This is a genomic window from Arthrobacter sp. GCM10027362 (assembly GCF_042679445.1).
Classification (GTDB): domain Bacteria; phylum Actinomycetota; class Actinomycetes; order Actinomycetales; family Micrococcaceae; genus Crystallibacter.
Genome location: NZ_JBHTML010000129.1, coordinates 1 through 12,510, shown reverse-complemented (window position 1 = coordinate 12,510; position 12,510 = coordinate 1). Strand labels below are relative to the sequence as shown.

Genomic DNA, 12,510 nt, shown 5'->3' with positions numbered 1-12,510 from the left:
TGCCGCCGCGGAGCGTCCGGTCTTCGTGGCTGGCCGGGGCGGGCGCGGTGCCCGGGACCAGCTGCGTGAGCTGGCCGCGCAGGCCGGGGCGCTGGTGGCCACCTCGGCCGTGGCCAAGGGCCTGTTCAACGGCGAGGACTTCAACCTGGGTATCTCCGGCGGATTCTCCACCCCGCTGGTGGCCGAGCTGATCAGCGGGGCGGACCTGGTGGTGGGATTCGGCTGCGCACTGAACATGTGGACCATGCGGCACGGCACGCTGATCGGTTCCGCGGCCAAGGTGGTGCAGGTGGACCTGGAGGATTCGGCACTGGGAGCCAACCGCCCGGTGGATCTGGGCGTGCTCGGCGACAGCGCGGAGACGGCCGCAGCGGTGCTCGAGGTGCTGCGTGGCCGGGGGGCTGCCGAAACCAAGTACCGCACCGAGGAGGTCCGGCAGCGGATCAAGGCCGAGGCCCGCTGGCAGGATGTGCCCGTCGAGGACCTGTCCACGGCCGATGACGGGGGCCTGGGGCGGATCGACCCTCGCCGGCTCAGCAAGCGGCTGGATACACTGCTGCCCGCGGAGCGGATTGTTTCGGTGGACTCGGGCAACTTCATGGGCTACCCCAGCCAGTACCTTGAGGTGCCGGACGAGTTCGGTTTCTGCTTCACCCAGGCCTTCCAGTCCATCGGGCTTGGGCTGTCCACCGCGATCGGCGCGGGCATCGCCCGCCCGGACCGGCTGCCGGTACTGGGCACCGGCGACGGCGGGTTCCTGATGGGCATTTCCGAACTGGAGACCGCGGTGCGGCTGGGCCTGCCGCTGGTGTGCATCGTGTACAACGACGCCGCCTACGGCGCCGAGGTACACCACTTCCGCGCGGCCGGCGGGCAGCAGCCCGACATGTCCACGGTGACCTTCCCGGACACCGACATCGCCGCGATTGCCCGCGGGTACGGGGCCGAGGGCGTCACCGTGCGTGCCGAGGCCGACCTGGCCGGGGTGCGGGCCTGGCTGGAGGGTCCGCGGACGGCGCCGCTGGTGATCGACGCGAAGATCGCCTCCGACGGCGGCGCCTGGTGGCTGGCGGAGGCCTTCAAGGGGCATTGAGCCGGTACTTTGGGCAAGCGTCCTGCGCAAAGCGGACAAAGCACTGCGCGGATCGGCTAGCCGGCCGGTCCGCGCAGCAACAAGAATCGATGCACCATGACCCGGACCGACACCTCGCGAAAGCTGGATGAGATGACCCACGACACCGCAGGCACTCCCGCCGTTTCCGCCGGCCCCGCCACCGGCCCCGTCGCCGATTTCCTCGCTGCCCTGGCCGGCGGCGGGATCGAAATCGTCGACCTGACGAACCGCCTCGACAGCAGCACCCCGACCCTGGAACTGCCGGCACCGTTTGCCAACCTGATCGACTTCAGCCTGGAAACGGTCAGCGAGTACAACGAGCCCGGCCCGTTCTGGAAGCACGCCAATATCCACACCGGCGAGCACATCGGCACGCATCTGGATGCCCCGATCCACTGGATCACCGGCCGCGACAGCCATGATGTCGCAGACATCCCGCTGCCGCGCCTGGCCGGACCGGCAGTGGTCCTGGACTTTACCGGGCAGGCCGCCGCGGATCCGGATTTCCTGCTCGAAGTCGAACACATCAAGGCCTGGGAAACCGAACACGGGCCGCTGCCGGACGGAGGCTGGGTGCTCTACCGCACCGGTTGGGACCAGTACGCGGCCGACCGGGAGAGGTTCCTGAACGCGGACGAGTCCGGTTCGCATACCCCGGGTGTCTCCGCAGAATGTGCCAAGTGGCTGGCCGAGGAGACGGACATTGCCGGCTTCGGCGTGGAGACGGTCGGCATCGACGCCGGCAATGCGGCCCTGCTGGATCCGCCGTTCCCGATGCACCACTACCTGCTCGGCGTGGACAAGTACGGCATCACCTCGCTGCAGAACCTGTCCCGGCTGCCCGCCCGCGGCGCCATGGTCGTGGTTGCCCCGCTGCCGATTGTCGGCGGCACCGGCAGTCCGGCCCGCGTGCTGGCTTTCGTGCCGAAGCAGTAGCACTCCGGAGGTCGAATAAGGCTGCTAGCGGCCGCATCGAGACCCCACGGCGGCGCCCCGGTTCCTGTTCCCAGGAGCCGGGGCGCCGCCGTCGTCGTTGTGCCGTGATGGCGATCACGCAAAGCGGATAGGGGAGTGCCGGGATCGGATAGGCCCCGGGCGCGGCGGTCGGAAGAATTTAAGCCACACCCGCTTCCGACAGGAGGACGACCATGGAAACACTGGCCCGGGACGGCGTCGCGGCCGCAGAGCTGCGCGCCGTGATGCGCCGCTGGATGACCGGCGTCGCCAGGATGCCTGCCGCCGGCCCCGGCGGCCGGCCGGCGGGGCTGGTGAGCAACAGCTTCACCTCCGTCTCGCTGGAGCCGCCGCTGGTGTCCTGGTGTGCGGACCGGCGGTCGTCGGCGTTCGCCATTTGGAGCACCACGGACGCGTTCGCCGTCCATGTGCTGGCCGAACGGGACGCGCCCTTGGTGCCGCGCTTCGCCGCGCGCGGGACGGACAAATTCGCCGGCCTGGCCGTCACGGACGGCAGCGTCGGGGCGCCGGCCGTGCCGGTGGCCGGCGTGCGCCTGGACTGCCGCCTCTGGGCCCGTTACGGCGGCGGCGACCACCTCATCCTCGTCGGCCAGGTCGTGGCCATCGACGGCGCAGCCGGGTTCGACGCCCTGACCCTGGAACACCTGAACCGCTGACACATCCACCCCCGCCGAACCCAAGCCAAACAACCGTCAAAGGAGACACCATGACCCGCTCCATCCTCGACCGCCGCGGCTTCAAGCTGGGCCTGTTCTCACCCAACTGCTCCGGCGGCCTGGCCGTCACCAAGATCGGGCAGCGCTGGAGCGCCAGCTGGGAGGACAACCTGCGCATGGCCCGCATCGCCGACGACGCAGGCATCGACTTCCTGCTGCCGATCGCCCGCTGGATCGGTTACAAGGGGGAGACCAATTTCCACGGCCACGTGCTGGACCCGATCGTCTGGGCCGCCGGGCTGCTGGCTTCCACGCAGCGGATCTCGGTCTTCTCCACCATCCACACCGCGTTCAACCACCCTCTGGTGACCGCCAAGCAAATGGCGACCCTGGACCAGCTCGGCGGCGGCGGGCGTGCCGGCCTGAACATCGTGGCCGGCTGGAACCAGCCCGAATACAACGCCATGGGCGTGGACATGCCGCAGGAGCACGATGCCCGCTATGCCTTCGCCCAGGAATGGTGGGACGTGGTCCGCGAGGCCTGGTCCGAGGAAGGCATCTTCGACCACGACGGCGGGTTCTTCCACCTGAAGAACGTCGAGTCAGAGCCCAAGCCGGCCGGCGGCCGCGTCCCGGTCCTCAACGCCGGTTCCTCCGGGCAGGGCCGTTCATTCGCGGCGAAGAACTCGGACTTCGTCTTCACCATCATTCCCGATGCGGAGACGGGCCGCGGCATCGCCTCCGGGCTGAAGGAGCAGGCCCGTGCCGAACACGGCCGCGACGTCGGCGTCTTCACGCTCGGGCACGTGGTGTGCCGGCCCACCCGGGCGGAGGCCGAGGAGTTCGTGCGCTATTACGCGGAGGAGAACGCGGACTGGGGGGCCGTGGACTACCTGATGGGCCTGCAGGGCCTGCACGCGCAGTCCTTCACCCCGGAAATGCTGGCCACCATGCGCTCGCGGTTCGCCTCCGGCCACGGCTCGCTGCCCATTTTCGGCACGCCCGACGACGTCGCCGAGGGCATTGCCGCGGTGCACCGCGCCGGCTTCGACGGGATGACGGTGGCGTTCGTGGACTATGCCGGCGAATTGCCGTACTTCGCCGAGGAAGTGCTGCCGCGGCTTCAGGCCATGGGCGTGCGGCCCAAGGCCTGACTGCACGTACATGTGGTGACGTCCGTCACGTAACGGTACGATTGTCCGGTGTCGTTTTCCGGGAGGAACACATGAGTGTTGCCGCGCAGCGCGCAGGGGCCGCGCCGTCGCCGGCCCACCTGCTGGCCGCGCATCCGCTGGCCCGCAGTGCAGACCCGCAGGAAATCCGCAGTGCCGTCAACGACCTGACCGCGGAGAACCACCGGCTGATCCTGCACCGGGGCCGGCGCCTGGACGGAACCGTCAACGGGCTGCGGCTGGGGGAGCTGAGCATCGTGCTGGTGGCCTACGGTGCGCAGCTGACCGTGGACAGCCCGCCCTCGGGCCGCCGCGCGCTGATCGTGTTCCCGCTCGGGCCGATGCTGGTCGAATGCGGCGGGCACAGCTGGATGGCCACCACGCCGTTCGCCCTCAGCTCCGACCGGCCCACCCGGATGGAGCCGGACCCGGATGCCGGCGCCCTGGTCGGCGCCGCCGACGTCGGTGTCCTGGAGGCGGGCGTGGCCGGCGTCCTCGGGGCTCCGCTGGACGGGCCGCTGGCCCTGTCCGGCGACCGGCCGCTGCAGCTGGCCGCCCCGGACTTCGTCACCGCCAGCTGGGTGGGAGCCTGCCGGCAGTTCGACAGCGGCCTGGGCGCAGACCCGCTGACGCTCAAGGCGCTGTCGGATTCCCTGCTCTCCTCCGCCGTGGTCGGCCTGGCCCCGCACCTGCAGCTGGCGGTGCGGGGCCGGGACGCCGCCGGCCCCGGCTACCTGCGGCAGGCCCGCCGCTTCATGGAACGCCACTACGCCGACCCGCTGTCGGTGGAGCGGATCGCCGCAGCCGTCAAGATCAGTCCGCGGCAGCTGCAGACCGTGTTCACCGAGCATCTGGGCGTTTCACCGTCGCTTTTGCTGCGGAACATCCGTCTGGACCGGGCACACCGGCTGCTGTCCGACGGGGCAGCGGCGGAGCGGACCACGGTGGCTGCGGCGGCCACCGGCGTCGGCTTCACCCACTTGGGCCGGTTCTCCGCGTACTACATGCAGCGTTTCGGCGAATCCCCATCCGCGACCCTGGCCCGGGCGCGCGGCTGAGCCCGTCCCGGTCCACAGGCGCACATCGATGCCCTCCCGGTAGGACCTGCCCAAAATGAGGTTCTGCGCAACCTCGATTTCGTGCGTGAGAGGCGAAACCTCGTTTCGTGCATAACAGCCCGATGACAATGCCGGGACGGGCCGTGTTGGTTCCGGGCGGTGCCGGCAGGGACAGATAGCTTCATACGGCCGGGGACGCGCCCCGGCTGCAGACAGCACCACGGAGGAACAGTGCGGATCCCTGAGATTCTGGCCGGCGACGACGTCGACGAAGCAGTCGAGCTGGTGCGGCGCTATTACGGCACGCTGGAGGACGGCGGCCGGCCATACACGGGTGCGCGCTTCGACGATTTTGCCGGCGGAGGTGCGCACGCGGCAGTGGCCAACAGGATCACCGCCGACGACCTGGTGGCGGTCTCCTGCCTGTCGGTACATGTGCCGGCCCGCGCCGCCGTCGCCATTCTTGACGCCAAGGCGGAGGAGATTGCCAAGCTGCTGGCTGAGATCCCTGCCGACAAGGAGCTGGCCGACGTGACCGACGCCGGGTTCGAGGTGTTGCTGGGGCCCGGCAGCCCTGCCTGGCAGCTGTGGGATCTGCTCAAAAACAAGGGCGGGGCGAAGTGGGGGATCGGGTCGACCATTGCCAGCAAGATCATGGCGCGCAAGCGCCCCCATTTGATTCCCATTTGGGATTCGGTGGTCGCCGGCGTGGTGGGCCGGCCCGATGCCGGCGGGCAGTGGGCCGCATGGCATGCGGTGGTGGCCGGGAATCCTGCACTGCGGCGGAACCTGGCTGTCATCCGGGACAAGGCCGGGGTCGAGGATCTTGCGCTGCTTCGCGTCATGGATGTGGTGCTGTGGATGCACGGAGTTATGAACGGCCAGCGGCTGCCGGCAGAATCGGTGGGCGAGGGGCAGTGACGGCGGACGCCTGCGCACAGGTCATCGAAGGACGGCGCGGCCGCTGCTGAATGACTGGATCCGCGCCAAGGTCCTGTTCCTGCCCGGCACCCCCGAGTGCGTCATGGTCGCTGTAGGAGCCGGCCGCGTTTACACGGCTGAAACATCGCGGTCACGTGGTCTTTACGGCCCCGGCTTTCCTGTAACTTGCCCGCAACTTCTCCGGCGATGGCCGGAAACACGGATTCGTGAATATTAATGCCGGGTAACGGAACCGGCTGCAGCGGAGCACCGGACAGCAGACTTGAGGGAAGGACCGCGCCGGTGCAAATCACTGCGGCAAACGCCTGGATGATGGTGTCAGCGGGACTGGCATTGTTCATGACGCCGGGACTGGCAGTTTTCTACGCTGGCATGACGCGGGCGAAGGCTGCGCTCAACATGATCATGATGAGCGTCATCTCCGCAGGCATCGTCGGGGTCCTGTGGGTGCTGTGGGGCTACTCGATGGTCAGCGGCGACGGTGTCGACGGCCTGTTCGGCAATCCGTTCGCCAGCTTCGGGCTGGCCAACCTCGCCGGCTCCGAGCTGATCCAGGCCGGTTTCGGTGCAACGTTCGCCATGGTCACCGTGGCTTTGATCAGCGGGGCGGTTGCCGACCGGGCCAAGTTCAGCGCCTGGGCCGTGTTCGTCCCGATCTGGGTCACCCTGGTCTACTGCCCGCTTGCGTTCATGGTGTGGGGCGGCGGGCTGCTAAGCCCGGGCGGAGCCCTCAGTTCGGTGTTCGGGCAGGTGATCGACTTCGCCGGCGGTACCGTCGTCGAAATCAGCGCAGGCGTGGCCGGGCTGATCCTGGCTCTGATCGTGGGCCAGCGCCACGGCTTCGGCAAGGACCCGGGCCACCGTCCGCACAACCTCCCGCTGGTCATGATCGGTGCGGCCGTCTTGTGGTTCGGCTGGTTCGGCTTCAACGGCGGTGCCGCGACGACGGCGGAGCAGGCCGGGCTGATCTGGGTCAACACCCTGGCGGCCCCGGCGGCGGCCATGATCGGCTGGCTGGTCATGGAAAAGATCCGCGACGGCCACCCCACGTCCCTGGGCGCGGTGTCCGGCGTTGTTGCCGGCCTGGTCGCAATCACTCCCTCCTGCGCCAATGTGAGTCCTGTCGGCGCCCTGGCCCTGGGCCTGGCGGCCGGTGCCGTTTGCGCTTGGGCCGTCGGCCTGAAGTACAGGTTCGGCTACGACGACTCGCTCGACGTCGTCGGCGTCCACCTGGTTGCCGGCGTGGTCGGCACGCTGGCGCTGGGGTTCATTGCCCTGCCGGTCGACGGCGAGGGCGGCGGGCTCTTCTACGGCGGCGGCTTCCGGCAGCTGGTTGCGCAGATTGTCGCCGTCCTCGTCACCGTTGTGCTGACCGGTCTGGTGACCGCCGTCGCCGGCCTGGCCATCCACAGAACCGTCGGCTTCCGGGTCAGCCTCGAAGATGAGATTGCGGGCGTGGACCTGTCCGAACATGCCGAGGCCGCCTACGAATTCGACGGACTCGGCCACGGCCATGCCGTCCCCTTCGTCCACCATGACCGGCAGCCGGCAGCCGTCCGGAACCAGCGAAGCGGGGAAAAGGCCCTCGTCTAAGGCTCAGGCCGGGCCGGACGCCCTGGGGCCGGGTGCTATGGTTCGACGCCGGTCCCTGCCTTGGCCGGCGACATCCCCCGTGCCGTGCCGGAGAAATCCTTCCGGGCATTCCACGCCTGCCGAAGGTGTTCGTGCCAGGCGCGGACGAGGAGGATGAGGTGGGCTCCGGCAAGGGTAATCGCCGGACCGCCAAGGAGCGGGGCCCAGGTGCTCCCGTTGGCGTGGGCGATCATTTCCAAGCCGACGGACAGGACCAGCGCGGCGGCGGCCGTATCGAGGATGAGGCGGACGGCGGGGGAGTGCAGAAGGTCTCGAAGTGGCATCACGGAGAGGTTTGGATCCTTAGGTGTAGCTGAACCGCCGGCGTGGAAAAGCGGGACCCACAGTGCACCACGGGTCCCGCTTCGCCTTCAGGTTACCGCTCTCGATGCCGTTCTTCGTGGATCAGGCAAACGTTTCAGCGCGTCGCGGCATTGCCCGCACCCGAAGCCTGTTTAGCCTTCGCAGTCGCGGCAGTACTTGGCGCCATCCTTTTCGCGGGCGACCTGGGACTTGTGGCGGACCAGGAAGCACGACATACAGGTGAACTCGTCCTGCTGCGGCGGGACGATCTGGACGACCAGCTCCTCGCCGGAGAGGTCCGCGCCCGGCAGGTCAATGCCTTCGGCGGTGTCCGTGTCCTCGGCGTCAATCATGGCGGTCATGGCACCGCCGCGCTGCCGGGACTTCAGCGCCTCCAGGGAGTCGTGTCCCTGGTCCTCGTCCTTGGTGCGGGGTGCATCGTAATCGGTGGCCATTTTGGTTCGGATACTCCTGGAGCGTCATGCCGGACGGTCTGTCGGCGTCCGGTCGTAGCTGCCCAACGCGGGCCGGCACACGATTATTCCCGTGCCGAGGGGCAGCGGCAGGCAGACAGATGCCAACTGCGGGTCTGCCGGAGCGGGCCCGATGTCGTCTCCCAAGGCAAGGGCTGAAACGCGGATGCTGGAATCTCGGGAGGTGCTTATTCTCTACTGCCGCAGAAATCAAGTGCCGTGCACTCAAAGTCAAGGCGGCATCCCGTTCCGCGCCTTACGGTGAAGTTAGTCGCTCAGGACCCGAAAGGTGGATGAACATGGCTGAAAAGCCCGCGGATGTGCTGCTGACCAACGGCGTGATCGACGTCCTGGACCCCGCCGGGACCAGGACACCGGCGCTTGCGGTGGGGGACGGGAAAGTGCTGGCGCTCGGCAGCGAAGCCGAGGCGCTGCGCGGGCCGGACACTGCCGTCGTCGACCTCGGCGGCGCCTACGTGATGCCCGGGCTGCTGGATGTGCACAACCACCACATGCTCGCCGGGCAGATGGACCTGTTCGAACTGGACGCCCCGCCTACGCTGGACCTGGATGGTCTGTTGGCCGCCGTGAAAGACTACGCCGCCGGGCTCGGCCCGGACGAGTGGGTGGTCGGCGGCAGCTGGGGCTCGGGCCTGCTGAACGAGCTGAACACCGCCGAGGCGCTGGCCCGCTTCGACACGGCCACAGGTGGCCGGCCGGCCCTGCTGAAGGACGACTCCAAGCACAACCGCTGGGCCAACTCCAAAGCGCTGGAGCTGGCCGGGATCGGTGATGACACTGCCGATCCGGAGGGCGGTCAGATCCTGCGCGACGCCGCCGGTAAGGCCACCGGTGTGCTGATCGAGGCCGGCGGAGCCATGCTGGAAAAAACCCTGGCCCGGCTGCATCCCACGGGCACCGGGGACCTGGCCCGCGCGGCGGCCCGCGGGATCGAAATCCTGCACTCCTACGGAGTTACCGGCTTCCAGGACGCCGCCGCCTCGCTGCAGCTGATGCGGGCCTTGAAGGAACTGGACGAACGCGGGGACCTGCATGCCTGGGTGGTCACGTCCATGCAGGCCAACGACTTCATCTTCGGCACCGACCCGCTGGGCGAGGGCATCATCGCCCACCGCGAGGAAACCCGCTCCCGGCACCACCGGCCGGACTTCATCAAGATCTTCCTTGACGGCGTGCCGCCGGCCGGCACCGCCGCGTTCCTGGAGCCGTACCTGCCCGAGGCCGGGTTCCCCGAATGCCACTGCGGCGGCACCACCATGGACCCGTCCGAACTCGAGGGCTGGCTGATGGGCACCGCCGAACGCGGGATCTCCGCGAAGATCCACTGCACCGGTGACGCCTCCGTGCGCCTGGTGCTGGACACCGTGCAGAAGGTTCGCGAGGCCGGCTATACCGGGCCGAAGTACCACATTGCCCACGGGCAGTTCGTGCACCCGGACGACATTGCCCGCTTCGCCGAGCTGGACGTTACCGCGGACATTTCGCCGTCGCTGTGGTTCCCCGGCGTCATCTCCGAGGCGATCGCGACCGTGCTGCCGGCCGAGCGCGCCTCGAAGATGCAGCCGAACCGGGCCCTGCTGGACGCCGGTGCCCGGGTGGCCGGGGGCTCGGACTGGCCGGTGAGTGTCTCCCCGAACGCGTGGGAGGGCATCTACGGGCTCGTGACCCGCCAGGACCCCACGGGCCGGTTCCCCGGGATGCTCTGGCCGGAGCAGGCCATCACGCTCGAGGAGGCCGTCCGCGTCTATACCACCGCGTGCGCGGAGGCCATGGGGATCGACGACGTGGCCGGCTCGCTGGCGCCGGGCAAGTCCGCGGACTTCATCGTCTTGTCCGAGAACCCGCACGAGATCGACATCGACAAGGTCCGGCACATCAAGGTGCAGCAGACCTGGTTCGCCGGCCGGCAGGTCTACCAGGCCTGACCCGCGCCGTTCCCATCCTTTCCGCGGAGCCTCCGGCACCGACGTGCCGGAGGCTCCGCCCTGTTTCGAGAGGGCCGCCCCATGAGTACAACCCTGGCAACCCCCGCAGCCGGCACCGCGTCCGACCGCGGCACCTACACCTACATCGCCGTCTTCAGCGCCGTGCTCTACACGGTGCTGCTGATCGCCCCGGTGATCGCCGGCAAGCTGGCCGCGCAGTTCGGGCTCACCCCCGTTCAGCTGGGCATGTTGTTCTCGCTCGAACTCGGCGCGTTCAGCCTGGCCACGATGCCGGCCTACCTGTGGCTGACGCGGATGAACCTGCGCACCGCCACCTGCCTGTTCACCGCCGTCGTCATTGCCGGCAACCTCGCCTCGGGCTTCATCGACAGCTTCGCGCTGCTGGTCGCAGCTCGCGTGATCACCTCGCTGGCCGCCGGCTCCATCACCGTCATTATCCTGTCGCTGAGCGGCCGGACCGCCAACCCCAGCCGGGCCTTCGGCATCTTTGTGGTCTTCCAGCTCGCCATGGGGGCCCTGATCCTGGCGGTGTTCCCCATGCTGTACGCCGGCACCGGAGTTGCCGCAATCTACTGGACGCTGGCGGGACTCGCGGCGCTGTGCCTGTTCGTGGTGCGCTGCATCGACGGCGAAGCACTGCGGGCGCCCGCCGCCGGGTCCTCCACGCCCGGGGCGCCTGCCGCCGCCGGCGTCCCGGCGAAGCTTCCGGCGGGCAAGTTCGTCCTGGGCATGGCCGCGGTGCTGCTGTTCTACGTGTCGCTTAGCGGCGTCTGGTCCTTCATGGCCCAGCTTTCCGCCGGCGCCGGCATCGGCCTGTCCGCGTCCAGCACGGTGCTCTCCATCGCCACCGTGGCCGGCATCGTCTCCGCGCTGGTGGCCACGGTGCTGGGCGACACCCCGCGGCGCCGGCTGTTCCTGCTGGGCGGGTACCTGGGCATGGCCTTCAGCGTCGCGCTGCTCTTCGGCGCCCCGGGCCTGGTGCGGTTCGCGGTCGCGGCGGTCATCTTCAAGTTTGCCTGGACGTTCATCCTGCCCTACCTGCTCTCCAGCCTCTCGAGCCTGGGCAGCAGCAAGCACCTGATGAACACCACGAACCTGATGATCGGCACCGGCTTCGCCATCGGCCCCATCGTCTGCGGCAACCTGATCCAATCCAGCGGATCGTTCAGCGGCATGCTCACGCTCGCCGTCGTGGGCGTGCTGGCCTCGTTGGCCTGCGTGATGGGCGCGCAGCGCAGGACGTAAATGCGGCGGGCCGCCCCGAGGGGCTGCCTGCCTGTTGTCACCAATCCCATGCGGGTCTAGACTCTGGCCACAGTCCCTGTCAGGGAGAATCCGAAGCCCTTTCCCAGCGGGCGTCCGGCGCGCCCGGGTCGGTTCGGGTGCAGGCAGAACAGGATGTGCCATGACCAAGTATCTGTTCCAGGCAAACTATGTGGGCCAGGGAATCAAGGGCCTGATGCAGGAAGGGGGCTCGAAACGGCGGGAAGCCGTGGTTCAGGCCTTGGAATCGCTGGGCGGTTCCCTGGACTGCATGTACTACGCGTTCGGCGATACCGATGTCCTGGGCGTTTTCGACCTGCCCGACCAGGCCAGCGCCGCGGCCCTGTCCCTAATGATCAATGCCAGCGGCGCGGTGGATCTGCGGCTGACTCCGCTGATGACGCCCGAAGACCTCGACGCCGCCACGGCCAAGACACCTTCCTACCGGCCGCCGGGACAATAGGGCACCGGCGGCGACGCCGCCGCCGTTATCCCCGGGCGGCAGGCTTCCGGTTCTGCCCGTTGTCCTTCTTCTCCTCCAGCGGCTTCGGGTGCAGGAACGCCTCGGCCAGCACCGGTGCGGCCAGTTCCACCTGCCAGCGCCGGGCGCCGAGGCCGGCCAGCTCCGCGCCTACCGATTCCGCGGTAATTTCGGCCGGCGGGCGCCAGGCCACGCGGCGCAGGTAGTCAGGCGTGAGCAGGTTCTCCACCGGCATGTCCAGCTGCAGGGCCAGGGCGGCGAGCCGCGGCTTGGCAGTCTGCAGGCGTGCGGCGGCGTCGGGGTCCTTATCGGCCCACACCCGCGGCGGCGGCGGAGCATTGGTGGCCACATGCAGCGGCGGCAGGTCGGTGGACTGCTGCGCGGCGGAGATGCAGCGCAGCCAGCGTGCCGCCTCGCGCTTGGCCGCGCGGCCATGGAAGCCGTTGGTGGCCAGCAGCTGGGGCAGGGTGGCGG

Annotated in this window: 12 protein-coding genes and 1 pseudogene; 10 read left to right on the top strand and 3 right to left on the bottom strand. The window is 69.0% G+C overall.

Going from position 1 to position 12,510, the window contains the following annotated elements:
• The 7 genes from ACFQ36_RS16075 to ACFQ36_RS16045 all read left to right on the top strand — a co-directional run.
• On the top strand, positions 1-1,093 hold a 1,093-nt coding region (locus ACFQ36_RS16075), incomplete at its 5' end, for a thiamine pyrophosphate-binding protein (RefSeq protein WP_377015322.1).
• Between the two features lie 132 nt (positions 1,094-1,225).
• Positions 1,226-2,050 carry a cyclase family protein gene (locus ACFQ36_RS16070; RefSeq protein ID WP_377015324.1) on the top strand — a complete coding sequence of 275 codons (825 nt, stop codon included), beginning with the start codon at positions 1,226-1,228 and terminating at the stop codon, positions 2,048-2,050.
• Positions 2,051-2,262: 212 nt separating this feature from the next.
• Positions 2,263-2,745, top strand: a complete 483-nt coding sequence (locus tag ACFQ36_RS16065; RefSeq protein WP_377015320.1) for a flavin reductase family protein — start codon at positions 2,263-2,265, stop codon at positions 2,743-2,745.
• 50 nt (positions 2,746-2,795) lie between these two features.
• Positions 2,796-3,899, top strand: a complete 1,104-nt coding sequence (locus ACFQ36_RS16060; RefSeq protein ID WP_377015319.1) for an LLM class flavin-dependent oxidoreductase — start codon at positions 2,796-2,798, stop codon at positions 3,897-3,899.
• A gap of 71 nt (positions 3,900-3,970) precedes the next feature.
• A complete protein-coding gene (locus tag ACFQ36_RS16055; RefSeq protein WP_377015317.1) occupies positions 3,971-4,975 on the top strand; it encodes an AraC family transcriptional regulator in 1,005 nt (334 codons plus the stop codon).
• A 231-nt stretch (positions 4,976-5,206) separates the two neighbouring features.
• Entirely contained in the window at positions 5,207-5,896 is a 690-nt protein-coding gene (locus ACFQ36_RS16050; protein WP_377015315.1) for a DUF6308 family protein, read from the top strand.
• A gap of 303 nt (positions 5,897-6,199) precedes the next feature.
• Positions 6,200-7,510 carry an ammonium transporter gene (locus tag ACFQ36_RS16045; protein WP_377015313.1) on the top strand — a complete coding sequence of 437 codons (1,311 nt, stop codon included), beginning with the start codon at positions 6,200-6,202 and terminating at the stop codon, positions 7,508-7,510.
• A 35-nt stretch (positions 7,511-7,545) separates the two neighbouring features.
• Here the strand turns inward: ACFQ36_RS16045 and ACFQ36_RS16040 are convergent, their stop codons facing one another.
• A complete protein-coding gene (locus ACFQ36_RS16040) occupies positions 7,546-7,836 on the bottom strand; it encodes a hypothetical protein (protein ID WP_377015311.1) in 291 nt (96 codons plus the stop codon).
• Positions 7,837-8,004: 168 nt separating this feature from the next.
• Positions 8,005-8,307 (bottom strand): DUF4193 domain-containing protein, encoded by a 303-nt coding sequence (locus ACFQ36_RS16035; RefSeq protein ID WP_377015309.1) that lies wholly within the window; start codon positions 8,305-8,307, stop codon positions 8,005-8,007.
• A 317-nt stretch (positions 8,308-8,624) separates the two neighbouring features.
• Here ACFQ36_RS16035 and ACFQ36_RS16030 point away from each other — a divergent pair, with 317 nt between their 5' ends.
• The 3 genes from ACFQ36_RS16030 to ACFQ36_RS16020 all read left to right on the top strand — a co-directional run bounded on the left by ACFQ36_RS16030 (position 8,625) and on the right by ACFQ36_RS16020 (position 12,018).
• A complete protein-coding gene (locus ACFQ36_RS16030; RefSeq protein ID WP_377015307.1) occupies positions 8,625-10,271 on the top strand; it encodes an amidohydrolase in 1,647 nt (548 codons plus the stop codon).
• 81 nt (positions 10,272-10,352) lie between these two features.
• Complete coding sequence (locus tag ACFQ36_RS16025; RefSeq protein WP_377015305.1) at positions 10,353-11,537, top strand: MFS transporter; 1,185 nt, start codon at positions 10,353-10,355, stop codon at positions 11,535-11,537.
• A 160-nt stretch (positions 11,538-11,697) separates the two neighbouring features.
• The gene (locus ACFQ36_RS16020; RefSeq protein WP_377015303.1) at positions 11,698-12,018 is read left to right on the top strand and encodes a GYD domain-containing protein; all 321 of its coding nucleotides are present in this window, start codon (positions 11,698-11,700) and stop codon (positions 12,016-12,018) included.
• A 25-nt stretch (positions 12,019-12,043) separates the two neighbouring features.
• On the opposite strand, the pseudogene ACFQ36_RS16015 reads toward ACFQ36_RS16020, so the two are convergent.
• Positions 12,044-12,510 (bottom strand): annotated as a pseudogene (locus ACFQ36_RS16015) (ribonuclease D); the annotation flags it as partial.